The organism is Myxococcus vastator (genome assembly GCF_010894475.1).
Taxonomy (GTDB): domain Bacteria; phylum Myxococcota; class Myxococcia; order Myxococcales; family Myxococcaceae; genus Myxococcus; species Myxococcus vastator.
This window is the reverse complement of the sequence record NZ_JAAIYB010000158.1, coordinates 1-16,713: the sequence shown is the minus strand read 5'-3', so window position 1 is coordinate 16,713 and position 16,713 is coordinate 1. Positions and strand designations below refer to the sequence as shown.

At 70.7% G+C, this 16,713-nt stretch carries 15 protein-coding genes; 4 read left to right on the top strand and 11 right to left on the bottom strand.

The features are described 5' to 3' along the window. Window positions 1-80 precede the first annotated feature (80 nt). Window positions 81-1,517: a M16 family metallopeptidase gene (locus G4D87_RS17405; RefSeq protein WP_163783192.1), complete on the bottom strand. Its 1,437-nt coding sequence runs from the start codon at window positions 1,515-1,517 to the stop codon at window positions 81-83. Window positions 1,518-1,806: 289 nt separating this feature from the next. Between G4D87_RS17405 and G4D87_RS17400 the strand changes: the two genes are divergently transcribed. Together G4D87_RS17400 and G4D87_RS17395 are read left to right on the top strand one after the other, a co-directional pair. Continuing rightward, a complete protein-coding gene (locus G4D87_RS17400; protein ID WP_163783191.1) occupies window positions 1,807-2,022 on the top strand; it encodes a hypothetical protein in 216 nt (71 codons plus the stop codon). After that, window positions 2,022-2,915 (top strand): hypothetical protein, encoded by an 894-nt coding sequence (locus G4D87_RS17395; RefSeq protein WP_163783190.1) that lies wholly within the window; start codon window positions 2,022-2,024, stop codon window positions 2,913-2,915. The genes G4D87_RS17400 and G4D87_RS17395 overlap by 1 nt, the downstream gene beginning before the upstream one ends. A gap of 6 nt (window positions 2,916-2,921) precedes the next feature. On the opposite strand, the gene G4D87_RS17390 is transcribed toward G4D87_RS17395, so the two are convergent. Then, on the bottom strand, window positions 2,922-5,333 hold the full coding sequence (locus tag G4D87_RS17390; protein WP_163783189.1) for a DNA polymerase domain-containing protein: 2,412 nt from the start codon (window positions 5,331-5,333) through the stop codon (window positions 2,922-2,924). A gap of 138 nt (window positions 5,334-5,471) precedes the next feature. On the opposite strand from G4D87_RS17390, the gene G4D87_RS17385 reads away from it, so the two are divergent. Further along, entirely contained in the window at window positions 5,472-6,116 is a 645-nt protein-coding gene (locus tag G4D87_RS17385) for a helix-turn-helix transcriptional regulator (protein ID WP_163783188.1), read from the top strand. Between the two features lie 137 nt (window positions 6,117-6,253). Here G4D87_RS17385 and G4D87_RS17380 read toward each other — a convergent pair whose 3' ends face one another. The 4 genes from G4D87_RS17380 to G4D87_RS17365 all read right to left on the bottom strand — a co-directional run bounded on the left by G4D87_RS17380 (window position 6,254) and on the right by G4D87_RS17365 (window position 9,370). Continuing rightward, window positions 6,254-6,436, bottom strand: coding sequence for a hypothetical protein (locus tag G4D87_RS17380; protein ID WP_163783187.1), 183 nt, complete (start codon window positions 6,434-6,436; stop codon window positions 6,254-6,256). Window positions 6,437-6,511: 75 nt separating this feature from the next. After that, window positions 6,512-6,718: a cold-shock protein gene (locus G4D87_RS17375; RefSeq protein ID WP_011551728.1), complete on the bottom strand. Its 207-nt coding sequence runs from the start codon at window positions 6,716-6,718 to the stop codon at window positions 6,512-6,514. A gap of 351 nt (window positions 6,719-7,069) precedes the next feature. Then, window positions 7,070-7,714, bottom strand: a complete 645-nt coding sequence (locus G4D87_RS17370) for a hypothetical protein (protein ID WP_163783186.1) — start codon at window positions 7,712-7,714, stop codon at window positions 7,070-7,072. 168 nt (window positions 7,715-7,882) lie between these two features. Then, window positions 7,883-9,370 (bottom strand): metallopeptidase TldD-related protein, encoded by a 1,488-nt coding sequence (locus G4D87_RS17365; RefSeq protein ID WP_163783185.1) that lies wholly within the window; start codon window positions 9,368-9,370, stop codon window positions 7,883-7,885. A gap of 280 nt (window positions 9,371-9,650) precedes the next feature. Here G4D87_RS17365 and G4D87_RS17360 point away from each other — a divergent pair, with 280 nt between their 5' ends. Further along, complete coding sequence (locus G4D87_RS17360; protein WP_240358349.1) at window positions 9,651-10,928, top strand: TldD/PmbA family protein; 1,278 nt, start codon at window positions 9,651-9,653, stop codon at window positions 10,926-10,928. 4 nt (window positions 10,929-10,932) lie between these two features. Here G4D87_RS17360 and G4D87_RS17355 read toward each other — a convergent pair whose 3' ends face one another. The 5 genes from G4D87_RS17355 to G4D87_RS17335 all read right to left on the bottom strand — a co-directional run bounded on the left by G4D87_RS17355 (window position 10,933) and on the right by G4D87_RS17335 (window position 16,210). Beyond that, a complete protein-coding gene (locus tag G4D87_RS17355; protein ID WP_163783184.1) occupies window positions 10,933-12,021 on the bottom strand; it encodes a hypothetical protein in 1,089 nt (362 codons plus the stop codon). Between the two features lie 11 nt (window positions 12,022-12,032). Then, window positions 12,033-13,931 carry a hypothetical protein gene (locus G4D87_RS17350; protein WP_163783183.1) on the bottom strand — a complete coding sequence of 633 codons (1,899 nt, stop codon included), beginning with the start codon at window positions 13,929-13,931 and terminating at the stop codon, window positions 12,033-12,035. Window positions 13,932-14,006: 75 nt separating this feature from the next. Further along, window positions 14,007-14,972, bottom strand: a complete 966-nt coding sequence (locus tag G4D87_RS17345; protein WP_163783182.1) for a c-type cytochrome — start codon at window positions 14,970-14,972, stop codon at window positions 14,007-14,009. A 36-nt stretch (window positions 14,973-15,008) separates the two neighbouring features. Further along, window positions 15,009-16,034: a Rieske 2Fe-2S domain-containing protein gene (locus G4D87_RS17340; RefSeq protein WP_240358348.1), complete on the bottom strand. Its 1,026-nt coding sequence runs from the start codon at window positions 16,032-16,034 to the stop codon at window positions 15,009-15,011. Then, window positions 16,031-16,210, bottom strand: coding sequence for a Xan family putative trans-acting RiPP leader peptide (locus G4D87_RS17335; protein WP_163783181.1), 180 nt, complete (start codon window positions 16,208-16,210; stop codon window positions 16,031-16,033). Before G4D87_RS17335 ends, G4D87_RS17340 begins: the two co-directional genes overlap by 4 nt. Window positions 16,211-16,713: the final 503 nt, after the last annotated feature.

Here is a 16,713-nt window from a genome sequence, read left to right as displayed (position 1 = left end):
GCGGACAGCATCCCGAGCACCATCAGCGCGGGCGCGACAAGGCGGGTGCGAATTGAGTGCGTGGTCATGGGGGCGTGTCCTCAGGGGGCCTGCGTCTGGGTGGCGGTCGCCGCGGCGGGCGTCACCGTCAGCACGGTGCGGTTCTCACGGCGCAGATACTCCTTCGCCGTCTTCTGGATGAGCTCCGGCGTCACCTTCATCAGCTCCGACTCCAGCCGGTTGATGCGCGCCGGGTCGTCGAAGAAGAGCGCGAAGGACGCCAGCAGGTCCGCGCGGCCGAAGCCGAGGAAGCCCTCCAGCTGCCCGTACAGCCGCGAGCGCGCCTTCACCCGCGCCCGCTCCAGCGTCGCCGAGTCAATGGGCTCGCTCTGCAGCCGCGCCACCACGCCGTCGAACTCCGCGAGGAGGGTCTCCGTCGTCGTGTCCGCGTCATGGAACAGGTACGCGGTCCACTGCATGGGGCCGTTGTAGTTCCAGTGGTTGCCCAGCTGGTTCACCCCGCCGGAGACCTCGCCCGTCAGGCCCTTCTTCTGCACGAGCTGCTGGTAGAGCGCGCTGTCGTTGCCGCGCAGGAGGACCTCGTCCACCAGCGCCATGGCGTAGTACTCGGGCGTGCCCACGTCGGGCATGTGGTAGCCCACCGCGAGCGCCGGACGCTGGGCCAGCTTGTCCTGCTTGTCGTGGCGCTTCTCCTTCGTCTGGCGGGGCTCGGAGATGTCCGGCTTGGACGGCTGCGCCACGGTGGGCAGCGGCCCGAAGTACTTCTGAATCCAGCCCTTCACCTGCTCCGGCTCGAAGTCACCGACGATGACGAGCGCGGCGTTGCTGGGGGCGTAGTACGTCTTGAAGAACGCGCGCACGTCCTCCAGCGACGCGGCCTCCAGGTCCTTCAGGTCGCCGTAGAAGTTGTGGGCGTTGTACCAGTTGCTGTTCGCCACCTGCGGCATGTCCAGCCACGGGAAGCCGCCATAGGGCTGGTTGAGGACGTTGACCTTCACCTCGTTCATCACCACGCCCTGCTGGTTCTTCAGGTTCTCCTCCGTCACGTCGAGCCCGCGCATGCGGTCGGCCTCGGCCCAGAGGATGGGCTCCAGCGTGTTGGAGGGGACGACCTCGAAGTAGTTGGTGAAGTCGAAGCGCGTGGAGCCGTTGAGCACGCCGCCGTTCTTCTGGATGAGGCGGATGAACTCCATCTTCCCGAGGTTCGTCGAGCCCTGGAACATCATGTGCTCGAACAGGTGCGCGAACCCGGTGCGGTCCTTCGGCTCGATGCGAAAGCCGATGTTGTAATAGACGGCGACGACGGCCTTGGGCGCCGAGCTGTCGCGCGAGAGGACCACCTTCAAGCCGTTGTCGAGCTTGTAATAGTCCACGGGGACCTGGAGCTTCGGCGGCTCCGCGGGCGCTTCCACCTTCGCCGCTTCGACGGCGGGCGGGGCCTCCGGCTTCTGGGCTTCCTGCGTGGTCGCGCAGCCGGTGAACGCGGCCAGTGCTACCGCTCCGAATACCTTCCTCATCGGACCTCCCCTGGAATGACCTGGCATCTCGTCGAATGACGGAGCCCCTACGGCGCTGTGCGTTCCCCGATTGCCAAAGATTCAGGGTCCCGGCAACCCAGACGCACCCGGCTCAATTCCATGCTCTCAATGAAAAACCCGCATAACGAGAGGTATTCCGCATGGCCAGACAGGGTGTGCCCCTCGTGTGCGGGCTGGAATCTGCCTACGCTTCAAGTCTCCACCAGGAGGTGGCGCGATTCTCCCTTCTTCCTCCCAGACCTCCCCCGCCGGCTGGCACGACACGCTCGTGCGACACCTGGAACCGCTCCTCGGCGGGTTCACCGCGAAGATGGCCATCCAGACCGCCGCCCTCCGGACCCTCAAGCGGCCCCCCGAGCAGCTCAAGCGAGAAGACCTTCCGCAGCTGCTCGAAGGCCTCAAGCCCATGCTGAACACCTTCATTGGCGCCCTGCACGCGAAGGTCATCCTGGCGGAGATTTCCGCCTCCTTGGAGAAGCTGTGATGAGCACTCATTCGACGGGCCGCGCGGCCGGGAGCATCGTGCCCTGGTTCGGCGCGGTGCTCGTGCTCCAGCTGGCGCACGCGTTCGCGGCGGCCTCCGCGCTGGACGCGCCGCGCGCGCTCCCGCTGGTGCATGACGTCGCCGGCTGGGGCAGCGGCGCGCTGGCGGTGTTTGGGACACTGGCGGCGGCCCGCTCGTTCGCCCAGGGCGACTACCTGCGCAAGGTGTGGGGCGGCCTGGCCGCGGGCGCCCTCCTGTCGCTGGTCAGCACCGCGCTGCGCAGCTACTGGCTCCACGCGGTGCCGGACGTGCCCTTCACGCAGTCACCGCTGCTGCCCGTGCGCATGCTCGTCGTCGTGCTGGCGAACGTCAGCACGACGTACGCGCTCATCCTGCTGGCGATGACGTACCGGCAGTCCGGACTCCAGCCGCCGTCCAGCTTCCGCTCCAATGCGCTGTGGGTGGGGACGGCCGTGGCCGCGCTGGCCGTGGGCGTGCCCGTGCTGGCCACCGAGGTCCGCCACCTGGGCACGGACGCCATCAGCACCATGTCCGCCGTCATCAGCCTGGCGTCCACGCTGGCCGACATGACGACCATCCTGCTGGTGGCCCCCATCCTGAGCGTGGCGTACATGCTGCGCGGCGGGCGGCTGGCCTGGGTGTGGTGGGCCATGGGCATCTCCGGCGCCATGTGGCTCTTCTACGACGCCCGCGGGTGGCTGGCGCCCCTGCTGCCTGGAGACGCGGCGCAGAACGCGGAGCTCCTCCGCACGCTGCGCACGTCGGGCCTGGTGCTCCTGGGGCTCGCGGGCTGGCTGCAGCGCACCGCCCTGGCGCCGCAGCAGCTCCCCGCGGCCGAGCCCTCCGCGCAAACGCACGCCGGCATGTCCTGAGCGCGGCTACCCCGCGTCCAGCGCGTCCGCCGGCGCCTTCAGCACCGTGAGGATGGGCTTCGCGTCCTCGAGCGAGGGCGCGAAGAGCGAGGGCTGGCCGGGGTCGTCGAACACCGTCCGGAAGTCCTCCGGCGTCAGCGCGCGCACCAGCCGCGCAGCGAACGTCTCCCGCAGCAGGCGCACGTAGTACTCCACGTCGTAGTCGCGCGGGTCCTCCTCGCGCGACAGGGGCCGCGTGCCCGGGTCCTCCGCCTCCGGAATGGGGAGCAGGCCCGCCCGGCCTCCCACGGCGCGGTAGACGCGGACCTGCTCACCCAGGGGCCATTCCTTCCGGCCGCTGGCCAGCATGGCCTCGTAGGGGAGCTCGCGCCGGCGGGCCCGGATGGCGAGGTACTGGGCGCCCGACTTCGTCAGGCGGACGTGCGCGCAGACCTCCGGCGTGGGCAGCTCCCGGCGGCGCAGGGCCATCACCGTCCCGACATACACCTCACGCACGCCCGGGATGTCTTGCGCCAGGAGACAGCGCAGCGCGCGGCGAAGGAAGGCCTCTCCGAAGGGCTCCGCGCGGCTGGAGCGGAAGGCCACGCCGCGGAGCACCAGCGGGCCGTCATACGGCTGGAGCGCGTAGTTCTTCGGTTCGTGCGACAGCATGGCGGCATAGCGCCCGTCGAACTCCAGCTGCACGCGGGGCGGCAGCAGCGCGGCGACCTCCGAGACGACCCGGCGCTCGTCGGCCTCCCGCCAGTCCTCCGGGACAGCGAAGTACACGCCGTCCGTGTCCGCCTCCAGCAGCGTGACGCCTCGGCGAGCCAGCTCCCGGCAGAGCAGCCCGAGCACCTCGCGGCCCTGGCGCGTCACCTCGTTGGCCGCGTGCACGTCCGAGAAGCGCGTGAGGCCCACCGCGCCCAGGTAGCCGTAGGCGGAGTTGACGACGATTTTCATCGCCGCCGACAGCGCCTCGTTCGTGAAGCGCTCCTGCGAGCCGGGCGGCGCCGCGCGCGCCCTGCCCTTCGCGCCCAGCCGCTGGTCCACCAGCCGGTCCACCAGCGCCAGCAGCACGCCCAGCCTGTCCCTCCTGGGTCCAATCCGGTACTGGCGCATCAGGGAGGGATACAGGCTGGCGACGTCCGCCTTCACGATGCGCCGGGCCACGCCCGAGGCGAACAGGTGGAGCGCCGCGCCGCTGTGCGACGTGCCGTCCCCTTCTTCGTGCGCGGGCAGCGCCGCGCCCTCCCGGAGGTAGGCCCGGACGAGCAGCGGATCCAACACGCCGGTGGCCGGCCCCGCGTCCGCCAGCCGCTCGTAGCGCCGGGGCGCCATGCGCGCGAGCGCGAAGGCCGCGCCCCCGAGCAGCCTCGCGAGGCCGCCCGCCTCCGTCACGTCATCACACGCATAGCGCCGCACGCGCGCCGGGTCCGTGCGGAAGACGTCGTACACGCGGGCGCCGGGGATGTGCTCGCGCTCGGGCCCCGCCAGGCCCAGGTGCCTCGCGACGGCCTTGAGGCCATGGCCCGGCAAGTCCCTCGTGGAGAAGTCATGCCGCAGCACCGCGTCCAGCGTGTCGATGAGCTCACGGCCGGGCACGGTGTAGCGCGCGCGGCGCATCGCATCCGGAGGCGCGCCGGGCACGGGCCGTCCCAGCGCGGCGCCCCTGGCGGACGGACGGTGCCGCAGGCCCGGTGCCCCCGCTCGGCCCAGCGCCAGGGACACCCCCAGGTGCCTGGCGCGCCGCGCGAGGAACGGCAGGTCGAAGCCGTGCAGGTTGTGGTTTTCGATGACGTCGGGGTCCCAGGCGCGCACGCGCTCCGCCAGGTGGTAGAGCAGGTCCGCCTCCGCCGAGTCGTCATCCCCCTGGGCCTCCAGCGTCTGTGTCGCCCCATCCGGGCCTCGCAGCGCCACCAGGAAGACGCGGTGGTGCGCCGGGTCCAACCCGGTGGTCTCCAGGTCGAACTGCATGCGGCGCAGCTCATCGAAGGCGAGGTCGCGGAAGTACGTGCGGCCCGACATCGTGAGGTACTGCTCCTCCGGCGGCAGCGCGAGCACCGTGTTCGCGCCCAGCTCCTTCAAGTGACTCACCGGCTGGCCCAGCCGGCGTGACGCGCCTTCCAGCACCGCGCTGGTGAGCGCGCGGCTGTCATCGCCGCGGACCAGGTAGCGCAGCGCCCCGGGCCCTTCGAGCTCCTGCCACGTCACCCGGTAGCGCGCGGGGCCGTCCGACTCCGGGCGCAGCCGAGGCCCCAGGTGCGCCAGGTCCTCCAGGGACGCGAGCAGCAGCCACGGGCGGAAGCGCACGTCCTCGCGAACGAGCGCCCCCGTCTTCGGGATGCGGCGCCAGACGAAGGCGCGGCCGTCAGGCTCCGCCCACACGGAGACGATGCCCGGCGTGGCGTCCCACCCCCAGAGCCACTCGTCCTCCATGGAGTCCCTCCGGGCGGATGTGCCGCGAACGCGCGCGATGCAAGCCGCTCGCGGCGTGGGATGCAAGGCACGTTGCTCCAGGGACATCCCCTCATCTTGAGGGAGAGGGGTGACAGTGGTATGTCAGGTTTCCTCCCCATGCAGCGCACCGAGCGTCTCTTCGCCCTCGCCGAATACCTCCGGGGCCGCCGTACCGGGGTCACCGCGGAGGTCCTCGCCGAGCGGTTCGGCGTCACGGTGCGAACCATCTACCGGGACCTGGATTCGCTGCGCGCCTCGTCGATGCCGGTGTCCGCCGAGCGCGGCCGTGGCGGTGGCTACGCGTTGGACCGCAGCTACAGCCTGCCGCCGGTGAACTTCACCGCGCGCGAGGCGGCGCTCATCGTCGCGCTGGGGCGCTTCGCCATCGACATGCGGCTGATGCCCTTCGCGGGCACGCTGGAGTCGGCGCTGGACAAGGTGCGCGCGGCGCTCTCCACCTCCGCGCAGCGCGAGCTGCTCACCCGGCTGAGGGAGCTGGCGTTCATCGGCGTGCCGTCACTGCCGAGCAAGAAGCCTGTCCGCGAAGCACTGGAGCGAGCGTGGTTCGAGCAGCAGCCGTTGCGCATCACCTATGTCGACAGCAACTTCCTGGAGACGGTCCGCGACGTGCGGGTGATGTCCGTCATCATGAACCGGCACGAGACGCGCATCGACGGGGAGGACCTCACCACGAAGGAGCGCCGACACTTCCGACTGGACCACATCACCCGCGCCGAGGTGCTGCGCGCCGCCGGACGGTGAAGGCCGCTCAGGAGCGCTGGCTGCGTTGACGCGGGGGAAGTGGATACTGCGTCCTCCCGGGGGCGTTGGCGCCGTCCCGGAAGGTTGCCCTGGGCACCACTGACTGCGTGGCAAGCCCAGGCGGCACGATACTGGGTTCAAATCTCCAGCGGCGGCTGGGGACCGGGGATGATGTCCGCGATATCGGGGTCGACCTCACCCGGCTGGCGCGGCCCGCGCTCGGTCTTCTCCTTCTTGCGCTCCTCGCGCTTCGCGTTCTTCTCCTGCTGGTGCTGCTTGCGCGCCTGCTCTTTCTGGCGCTTCGTGGATCTTCCTTGCATTGAGCCTCCCTCGCTGAAAACAAAAGCCCGGCCTCGCAGTGAGGAGACCGGGCTGATGGTGCTGAGCCTGAGCTCTCAGCCAACTACGCGGACGTTCTCGGCCTGGAGGCCCTTGGGGCCCTTCCGGGTCTCGAACTCCACCTTCTGGCCTTCGGCCAGGGTACGGAAGCCATCCGTCTGGATAGCGGTGTGGTGGCAGAACACGTCGGCCCCACCGTCGTCCTGGGCGATAAAGCCAAAGCCCTTCGCGTCGTTGAACCATTTCACGGTGCCAGTTGCCATGTTTCTTCTTCTTTCTGCGAGCGGCGCGAGTCCGCAGCCAGTCCCATAGAGCGGGACAGGCTGCCTCTAGCCTGTCGAGGGGCCAATGTCGATTGTGGAAGGCCCCGAATTTCCACCGGCTGTTCGCCGCGTGAAGGAAACGTGGCGTAGAACCGAAGAATTCCAGCCCCTTGACTCGTGGTACAACGCCCCGAAAATCGTCTGGCGCCCCTTCATCGCCGGACGTTCCCTCAATGTGGGGGCGCTCGCGTCCCCTGGGGAGCGCCCTGAAGGGCACACTCCTGGACGCCACTGGCCCCCCACCCTCCCGGAACGAGGAGCAGCCGGGGGCCGACTTCCTGGCCTGACCCGCTAGGCGCCGGGGGGCGTGCGCGGAAGTTCCGTGCCAAACACCACCTGGAGCAGGTCCATGAGCCCGGGCCAGGCCTCGGCGGCCAGCCACAGGCCCTCGGACTGATGCTCGGCGGTCATGGCCAGGGAGGCGGAGTCGAACAGCCGGGCAGGCAGCACGCCCTCTTCGGGCAACGGCCCTTCCACCTGCAACACCTGGCCGTCCCAGCGAATGCCGGGCGGCAGCAGCCGCTCCGCCAACACCCGCATCGCGGCCCGGCCCGCCCCCGCGCGCAGCACGCCCATCATCAGTGACGAAGCCGTGCGGGACTCCTCCAGTTCCACCACGCCCGGCGTCTTCAACCACAGCCGGTAGCGCCCGGAGGCCAGCTCCACGCGCTCCAGCGCCGTCTCCACGCGCAGCTTCCAGCCGTGCACGGAGAAGCGGACGTCATAGACGTCCTCCCGCGCGGACCACTCCCTCAGCTCGAAGTGCTTCAGCCGGGCCAGCAGTTGGCGCACCACGGTCTCCACGCGCGCATGCGACAGGCGCACCCGCCTGCGGCTCACGTCCACCGCCATGTCGTTGGAGAGCGCGTTCGGCAGTCGCTTCGCCCACTCCCGCGCCCCTTCCAGCATCTTCGCCGCCAGCGACTGACCCGACATCCGCGTCCTCCCGTGACGCCGCCTCCCTGGGCCCCGGGGCCTCGTACCGGCGGCCCGGCGTCGTGCGCGCAGCATGCACTGGATTAGGGGCCCGCGCGCGTCCTGCTCGCAGGGCGGGCGGCCTGGCGTCTCTTGCCGGGCCCCGCGCCGCCCCCAGGGACGTAGACCTCAGCTGGCCGCCTGCCCTCCCCGGGCACCCGACAGCAGGGGCGGGAAGACGAGCGTCGGCGTGCCACAGCCCTCGGCGGTGGGGAAGAAGGTCAGGTCCGTCCCCACGCCGCGCAGCGCGCGGAACGTCTCCAGCACGGGCAGCTCCAGCTCCACCGGAGCAACGCGGCGCACACGACGGCCGTCGCGGACCTCCCAGCCGCCCGCCACCAGCGTGACGGTGCCGGGACGCGGCATGGTGGTGAAGGTCTCCACGCGTGCGACGAGCTCCGTGTAGTCCGCGGGGAGCACGGCGGTCGCACCGGGCACGAGGAAGGGATTCACGGCCTCGGGCGAGGGAGGCGACAGTGCGATGCGGAAGCCGCGCCCATTGGGCGGCGCGCCGAGCCGCGATGCGGTGTCCGAGGCGTGAAGGAATCCCCGCAGCACGCCCACTTCGACCAGGGAGAGCGAGTCCGTGGAGAGGCCTTCGTCATCCATGGAGACGCGCCGCGTGGCCGTGGGGTGGTTCGGGTCATCCACCACGCCCAGGACCGAGGGGAACACCTTGCGCCCCACGGCCCGGGCCAGCGCGGGCGTGGCGGCGGCCACGTCTCCCCGTAGCAGCCAGAGGAGCCCCGCCGCGAGCGGCGCGGCCACCGCTGGCCGCAGCACCAGGGGGAGGCCGCGGTCCAGCGGCTCCGCGGGGCCCGTGAGGGCTTCAACCGCCTCCGCGAGCCTGTGGCGCAGCGGCGCGATGACGGCGTCGTCCTCCGCCGCCTCGGGGAACGCCACCGCGTCCACCACGGCGCCTCGCGGCGTCTCACAGCGCACGAACAGCTCCTCGCGCCACTCCGCGCGAGCACGCCGCTCGCCGCTCGCGCGCACCAGGGCGCGCCACGTGGACACCTGGGTGAGCAGCGCGGCCTGCACCACGCTGCCCTGGGGCACGGCGGTGTCGATGAAGTGTTTCATCCGGCGCGCGGCGCGCTCCGGCTGGAGCATGGGCGGGCCCGAGACACTCGGGGAGTCGGACCGGGCAGCCAGCGCCGGCAGAGGACTCGCGCGTCCGAGGGGGGCTTGTCTCGCTGCGCGCTCCGGCTGAAGCGTGGGAGGGCCCGAGACACGCTGAGGTTCGGACTGGACCGGCAGCTCCGGCAGAGGACTCGCGCGTCCTGGAGTGGCTTGCCGTGCGGTGCGCTCCAGGAGCAGCGACAGCGCGCCCGCGTCCCCTACCGTCGCGGTCAGCAGGCCCTGTCGCGCGTCCCAGCTCACGCGCGCCATGGCATCCACGGTCTCCCCCTGGTTGATGATGGAGCGCCCCGTTCCCGCGTCGTATTCGAGCGACAGCCTGCGCTCCGCGGCGAGGAACAACTCGGCCTGCGCGGGGGCATGGTGCCGCTTGAAGGCCTCCAGCGCTTCGCCGGCGGACGTCAGCAAGTCACGAGGCTGAAGGCCCGCGCATGCCGCCACCCCGCTGTCCTCCTCGGAACCGGAACCACCCTGCATCCACTGCCTCCGCCGACACTCACTGGGACTGTTGGCGAGGATACCGGGCTGCGTCCTCGCGTGGGGCCGCTCCGCGTCGTCGCGCGGAATCCGCGGTGGTGGCTCAGCCGCCGGTCCGTGCGTGTCCGGCGACACCGCGAGTCTCAACCCACAATCCAGGCGCATGCATGGGTCGGCCTCCCCGTCTGGCGTATGCTCCAGGGCCTGTGCCCACCGTCTCATGGTGGGGTTCACCGAAGCCACGCCCAGCCCGCGTGGTGCCCGGCCGGAGGACACACGCTTGGATTGGTTCGTGGAGCGGCGCGAAGTCACCGAGGTCCTCCACCAGCGTTCCGGGCTCCGCGTCGTCTCCCCCGTGCTCGACCGGGGCTGGTCCATGGGACAGGCCACCGCGGACCGCATGACCTGGCAATGGGCCCAGGTGGCTGACGCCCGCTGGAAGCGCGGCCTCATGCCGGAGGCGCTGGAGCGCCAGGCCCGCGACATGCTGGACGCCGAGCCCCGGCTCGCGAGCGACACGGAGGCCATGTCGTCGCTCGTCCGCCAACTGGAGGCGACCGCGCGGGCCGCGGGTGCCCAGCACCTGGACGTGCTGCTGCGCGAGGTGGAGCGGCGCACGCTGTCCGCCAGCGACGCCCACCTGAGAGAAGACCGCCAGCGCCATGCCCTGCTCGAAGTGAAGGCCTTCCACGACACCGGCGCGGGCCTGGCCGAGCTGTGGCGCTGCGCCGCCTGGCCGGACGCCGATGGAGCGCGCACCGCCATGCCCTCGCTGGAGACGCTCGTGGAGGGCATGGCGCGGGAGCTGCGGGACACGACGCCCATGGTGCCCTGCCCCCGCGACGTGCTGCCCATCGTCTTCCCACCGGGCGCCGCCTCCGGCTGCTTCTTCCACGAGGTGTGCGGACATCCCCTGGAGGGAGACGTCGTCGCGCGCGGCGGCTCCTACCTGGCGCGGCGGCTGGGGCAGCAGGTGGCCGGCGCGCACCTCAGCGTCTCGGACGACCCGACGGACGGCCACGGCGCGCTCGGCTTCGCCTGGGATGATGAAGGCCACGCCGCGCTCCCGGTGACGCTCCTCCGCGAGGGCCGGGTGGACGCGCCCCTCTTGGACGCTCGCAGCGCCACCGCGCTGGGCCGCGCGCCCAACGGACATGGGCGGCGCGTCAGCTACCGGCACCCGCCCCTGCCGCGCATGGCCCACACGCGCGTGGACGCGCACCATGGCCACCTGGAAGCGCTGATGGCGGACGTCCCGCACGGGCTGCTGGTGCAGCACCTCACGCCCCGGCAGATGGACCTGCTGTCGGGCGACTTCAGCTTCTACATCGTGGAGGCGCGGGAGATTCGGAACGGACGGCCCGGGCGCCGCGTGGGCCCCGGCATCCTCCGGGGCAACGGACTGGAGGCCCTGGCGGCCATCGACGCGGTGGGCGCGGACACGAAGAACCTCTTCGCCACGCGCGGCTGCCGGAAGCTGGACCATGGTCCGCTGCCCGTGTCCTTCGGGCAGCCCACCATTCGCTTCCGGCAGCTCTCCGTGGAGCCCTGGCGCTAGGCCGTCACCGGCACATCCAGCCGAGGTCCGGCTCGGGCACCGGCTCCGCGTCCGGGTCGAACGGCGGCGTCACGGACGGAACGGCGAGCACTCGGGCGAAGCCCACGCCGGGTTCGGGCGTCAGCGTGAGCGGCGAGATGTTCCAGGGCCGGATGAGGAAGGGGTTCTGTTCCTCCGGGGGGCTGGTGCCTTCGTCCACGAAGCTCACCGTCACCGGCTCCGTGGTGCCTGGCGGAAGGACGACGGCGAAGTAGCCCAGCGAGCTCGTCGCCGCGGGCGTGGCGAAGTAGCCCATGGGGGACTGCCCCGGGAAGAAGCCCGGCGGCGCCCACTCGATGGCGTAGAGCGAGCCCGCCGACGTCTCCACCGCGATGCTGTCCGCGGGGATGTTGAACAGGTCGAACGCCTCGCTCGGCGCGTACACCCAGATGAGCGCCACACCGCCCGTCCGCGAAGGGTCCACGAGGTCCGCGGGCGTGGTGGGGATGCCCATGTCCGTGCGCAGCGTCGCCACCGCGGCCAGCGCGCCCGCGTCACCCACCACGCCGGCCACCTGCACGAGGCAGGACGAAGGTCCCGCCGTGAAGGGGCGCAGCGTCGACGTGGGGTAGTAGGTCGCCTCGGGGATGGGCTCGAAAGGGGGCGCGGGGAACATCTCCGGCGCGCCCATCACCAGGCCCTCCAGCGGCGGCTCCACCCGCAGCTTGTACGCCGTGTCGTTGCCCGACGGCACGCCGCGCACCTGCCAGAGGCCGTTGGGCGCCACCGGCCCGCTGGAGTCCAGCGACTCCCCGTTCCGCACCACGCTCACCCGCGCGCCCACCGGCGCGGAGCGGAACACGTAGGGGATGTTCTCGAACAGGAAGGGCGGCGGAGGCGGCATCTCCGGGTCCATCACCGGGAACGTCGCCAACGAGAAGAAGAACGCCTCCGGGTCGAAGGCGATGCCCGACACGGTGGTCTTCGCCTCCGGCAGGTCCGTGTAGGCGTCGTCGGTGGTGGACGGGGGCGGACCGTCGCTGCCCGAGCATCCACCGGAGAACGCCAGGGCAAGGCTGGAGGTGACTGCGAAAGCCCTCAGGGAGGTCTTCATGGCGGTCGTTCTCACTGAGGCGGAAGGATGTGCTGCATGGGAGGCGTCTCTGCGTGGCAGGCGTTGGCGCAGTTGCCATACGCATTCGGCGTCTGGTGCATCTCCGCGAAGTACAGGTCGTAGTACTCCGTGCCGTGCGACTGCACGTGGCAGCCGTTGCAGGACATGAGACTGGGCCGCAGCGTGCTCTCACGCGTCAGGTGGCACAGGGTGCAGTCCGCGCGGTTCTGCGAGTACTTGCGGGAGGAGGCATGGATGCGGTGGACGATGTCCGACACCTGCCCCACGGCCTGCTCGAAGTGGCACGTCTTGCAGAGCTCCACGTGGTCCACGGCCATGCCGTGGTGGACGTTGGACAGGGAGTTCGTCCCGTTGTGGCACACCTGGCAGTTGCCGATGCGCTCCGGGTAGGTCGTCTTCTGCTCCTGGCCCACCTGGAAGAAGAACGGGTCCAGCCGGTTGAGCCGCTCGCCCATGTAGCTGCGGTGGCCCTTGAGGACGATGGCATAGGTGCCAGCCTTCGCGTCCTGCGGCAGGGTGACGGCGTAGCGAGCGGGCGGCTGCGAGTCCGCGTAGCCGGGGAGGATGGACGGCAGGCCGGGCTCCACGAAGAAGCGCGGCTCGCTCGTGCCGGGATAGGAGAAGTACGGCAGCTGGTAGGTGCCGTTGGCCACGCGGAGGTCCTGCAGCGGCCCCACCACCTTGAAGCCGGACTCCGAGCTGCTCGTGTCCCGGTAGGTGAAGATCATGAAGTCGTTGAAGTAGGCGAGCCCGTTGGAGTCGCCATTCACGTACTCGTTGTAGGTGGGCAGCAGGTCCCGCGAGTGCAGGCCGTTGCCGTCGCCGTCACGCAGCGACACCATGAAGTCCACCGTCTCACCCGGCATGTAGTAGCGGCCGTTCTGCGGCGTTCGGATGCGCACGGCCTGCTCCAGACCGAAACCGCAGGGCACCTGCTCGTCCGTCGCGAGCCCGTCCGGCCCCATCCGGAAGCAGGTGGCGGGCCGCTCCTGCTCCGGGACGAAGGTCACCGGGAAGTAGAAGGGCGCGTCGGGCATCAGGCTCCAGGTGACGCGAATGGCGCCGTCCCCGGAGAGGTCGGGCATGGTGATGGACTTGAACGGGTTGGTGGCGTTGGCCACCGAGACCTTCACCACCGTCTGGTAGATGGGGTCGGCGCCGGGCGGCTGCGGCTCCGGATCATCCGGGAAGCGGGGCCGCGCCAGCCCGTCCACGGTCCAGCTCACGCGCGTGCGGCCGGTGGTGGCGTTCTCCGCGAGGAAGTCCCGGCGCAGGTAGGTCTGCGACGCGCGCGGGTTGCCGTCCGAGTCCAGCACTTCCACCAGGAAGGTGTCGTCGTTGGAGATCATCCACGCGGCGTTCTCGAAGTACGTCTCGCGCTGGAAGCTGCCGCTGCCCCGGTCTCGCCAGGTCTCCTGGCCAATGGTCAGCCCGCTCCAGTCGAGCGACTTGAACCGCGACTGCCGGCGGGCCCAGGTCGCGGGAGCCTGCCGGTCGTTGAACTCGGTGTGCTGGCCGAAGACGGTGTCCACCAGCGTGATTTCACGCAGGAAGTAGATGGTGCCCGGCGTGACGTTGAAGCGCGCGAAGGGCGGCATGGGCGGCCCCAGCGGGGCGCCGTCATTCAGCCGCGTGCAGGCGTCCGGATACGCGCCTTCCGGCAGGCTCACGTCTCCGCGCGCCACCGGCTCGCCATTGGGGAGGATGGCGCAGCCATTGAAGGCCAGGAGGCTGAGGGAGATGGCACCGGAGGCCGAGCTCGAGTACGGGTCGAAGGCCCTCGCGCCACGGCCACGGGTTCCCTCCGCGTCAGAGATGTCGAGCAGGTTGCAGCCCGAGCCGAGCGCCCAGGAGGACAGGCATAAGAGGAGTGCGAGAGGCTTTTTCATGAGCGGGCGGAGCGACGACACGGGGGAACAGGGGCTTGCAGTCTAGCGGGCATCCCGAGCAGGAACCAAAAAGCGTCAGGGTGTTTCGGCGGCACGGGCGGGCGCCGCGGCGGGCACCGTCCGAAGGTAGCGGTACATGGCCCGCAGGTCCTCCTGGGACAGCCCGGAGAAGAAGCCCCAGGGCATGACGAGCTTGTTGACCTGCCCCTTGGCGCTGGGCGCCGGGGCCAGGTCCCGGAAGGCCGTGAAGCGGGCGATGAACGCCTCTTCGCTCAGGGTGTGCAGCCCCTGCGCGTGGGGTGTGAGGTTCGACGCCACTTCCGGCGCGTAGGGCGTGGGCATGGGACGCCCTCCAGCGAAGGGCGTGCCCGCCTCATCCATGCCCGCGTGACAGGCGGCGCACTGCGCCACCTGCGTGAGATAGCGGCCCCGGGAGACCAGGTCCTCCGCGGGAGGCGGCACGGGCCCTGGCAGGGCCGAGGCGAGCCCATCCAGCGAGTTCATCATCTCCTCGGGCAGGCTCGAGCGCGCCACGACCTTGGACGACGGCGGCACCTGACGGAGCCACGCGACGACCGCCTTCGCGTCCTCGTCCGACAGCTCGCGGTAGAAGAGGTACGGCATCATCGGCACCAGCACGCGGCCGTCACGGCCAAAGCCTTCGCGCAGGGCCCGCAGCAGCTCCGCGTCCGTCCACTTGCCGATGCCGTGCTCGGGGTCGGAGGTGATGTTGGGCGAGCAGACGCGTCCCGGCAGCCCCCACTGCTCGTCCTGGCACGCGCCCGACAGCGGAGCGCCCTTGACGGGTCCCCCGTAGCGCGTCCAGTCCCGCTCCGTGTGACACGCGCCGCACGCCAGCACGTGCTCCACCAGGTAGCGGCCTCGCTCCAGCCGCTGGGCCTCCGGGCTCCTGGGCGCCCCGGCCTGCGTGGGCACGGCGGCTTGCCGCGGCGCGGCGGGAGGCTTGGCCTCCGGGGGGGCTTCCGCGCGCGGCTTGCAGGCACACAACCCCAGCGCCAGGGCCAGGACGAGGAGTCTCACGGTGTCTTGCCTCCCCGGGCACGGAGCCCGGCACGTTCATTCCGGAAGAGGGCCGCCCTCCGAGGGCGCGAGGCCCTGGCGGATGGCAATCACGCCCCGGCGGTACTCGGCGGGGAGCCGGTCCGCCCTGGTGAAGATTTCACCCGCGAAGCTCGTGGGGTGGGCCCGGGGCCGCACGCCCTCGAGGACTCGCCGGTCCTGTTCGAGGATGGCCAGCTCGCTCTTCAGGAACATGTCCGGAAAGTGAGCGCGCAGCCGAGGATGGTACGAGCAGAAGTAGAAGCACCGCATCTTCTCTTCCGACACGGGCGAGGCGACGGCGTAGACGGTGTGGACGTAGAAGAGCGTGGGCTTGAAGACCAGCTTCACGGCGAAGGGCCACGTCACCTCATACGTGAGCGTGGTGCGGTCCACCCGGGGCGGCGCCCCTCCGATGGACGGCGACAGCGCGGGATAGACAATCTGCGCGCGCACGCCGCCAGGACGCGCCTCCACGTCGTAGGGAGGAACCTCCTCCTGGGCCGGATTGCCGAAGGTGCCATCGTGCACCCACGACAAGTGGGCCACGTCCAGGATGACCTCCACCATGCGCCCGGCGGACACCTCCCAGTCGAGCAGGGGCAACGCGACCGTGGCCGCGCTGCCGTCCTCCAGCTCCGGCCACTCGGGCAGCGGCGCGGCCGGCGCTGAGGCCAGACAGACCCACACCAGGCCGTAACGCTCCGTGGCACGAAAGGACGCAAGCGCCGCGCGGGGAGGGACGGCCACGCCAGGTTGCGACGGAACTCGCACACAACGTCCGTCCGCGCCGTAGGTCCAGCCGTGAAAGGCACAACGAATGCCGTCCGCCGTGGGCTGACCGTCACGGAGGTCCGCGCCGCGGTGCGCACAATAACGCTGTGACGCCGCGACGCCCTGGCCCGTGCGCCACACCACCAGGTCTGTTTCGAGCAGACGCGCGGCGAGTGGGCGCTCGCCCAGCTCCTGCGAGAACGCGACCGGGTGCCAGTACGCGGAGAACGCTTCGTTGTAATGACGCACGAGGACGTCGGTCCGGCTCACGCGAGGGCGAGCGGAGCGATCTTGCTTTCGATTTCTTCGAGGAGGAAGTCGATCTCCTCAATCTCGTCGAGCTTCTCGGGAGCGGCGAGCTCCGCGGAGGGCGCCGACGGCTGGGCACTCACGGAGGAAGCATCCACGGGGTGATGCACCTGCTGGAACGTGTCTTCCGACGCCATCGCAGTGGACTCCAGGGGGTGAGGGGGGTGCAATGCTGCCGTGATGACTCATGTGATGTCAACGCGGGCAGCCCCATGAGTGCGTCAGGCCAAACGGTGCGCTAGGCTCCGGGCGACACGACTGTGCAACACACCGCACTGTCCGTCGCGCGGTCTCCGCTGGCAGGCCCCCGCCTCCCCCTTCGTGGCTTCACGATGCCCTTCACCATTCCGTCCGCTGCACTGATTCTCCTCGGGGCAGCACTCGCCACGGCGGCGCCGCCAGGAGCCACGGACACCGCCGTGGAGCCTCCCGCCCAGGTCCGGCGCACACAGAAGCCGAGCGCATCGAGCCTCACCAAACGCCGCGTCACGAAAAAGAAGCGCGCCGCCCCAGCCCGGGCCCGGGCCCGGAGTGAAACAAAGACATCGCGCTCCGTCTCAGTCAAGACAGCCGAGCCGGCGCGGGCCCCGAGCCCACCCGAAGTGGCACCGGCGGCGCCCGTGATACAGGCGCCCCCGCC

Excerpts from the sequence above, each read along its gene's own strand:
- G4D87_RS17385 (WP_163783188.1), top strand. The coding sequence starts at position 5,472 with ATGCAGCGCACCGAGCGTCTCTTCGCCCTCGCCGAATACCTCCGGGGC.
- G4D87_RS17370 (WP_163783186.1), bottom strand. The coding sequence starts at position 7,714 with ATGTCGGGTCAGTCGCTGGCGGCGAAGATGCTGGAAGGGGCGCGGGAG.
- G4D87_RS17375 (WP_011551728.1), bottom strand. The coding sequence starts at position 6,718 with ATGGCAACTGGCACCGTGAAATGGTTCAACGACGCGAAGGGCTTTGGC.
- G4D87_RS17365 (WP_163783185.1), bottom strand. The coding sequence starts at position 9,370 with ATGCAGGGTGGTTCCGGTTCCGAGGAGGACAGCGGGGTGGCGGCATGC.
- G4D87_RS17355 (WP_163783184.1), bottom strand. The coding sequence starts at position 12,021 with ATGAAGACCTCCCTGAGGGCTTTCGCAGTCACCTCCAGCCTTGCCCTG.
- G4D87_RS17390 (WP_163783189.1), bottom strand. The coding sequence starts at position 5,333 with ATGGAGGACGAGTGGCTCTGGGGGTGGGACGCCACGCCGGGCATCGTC.
- G4D87_RS17380 (WP_163783187.1), bottom strand. The coding sequence starts at position 6,436 with ATGCAAGGAAGATCCACGAAGCGCCAGAAAGAGCAGGCGCGCAAGCAG.
- G4D87_RS17335 (WP_163783181.1), bottom strand. The coding sequence starts at position 16,210 with ATGGCGTCGGAAGACACGTTCCAGCAGGTGCATCACCCCGTGGATGCT.
- G4D87_RS17405 (WP_163783192.1), bottom strand. The coding sequence starts at position 1,517 with ATGAGGAAGGTATTCGGAGCGGTAGCACTGGCCGCGTTCACCGGCTGC.
- G4D87_RS17395 (WP_163783190.1), top strand. The coding sequence starts at position 2,022 with ATGAGCACTCATTCGACGGGCCGCGCGGCCGGGAGCATCGTGCCCTGG.
- G4D87_RS17350 (WP_163783183.1), bottom strand. The coding sequence starts at position 13,931 with ATGAAAAAGCCTCTCGCACTCCTCTTATGCCTGTCCTCCTGGGCGCTC.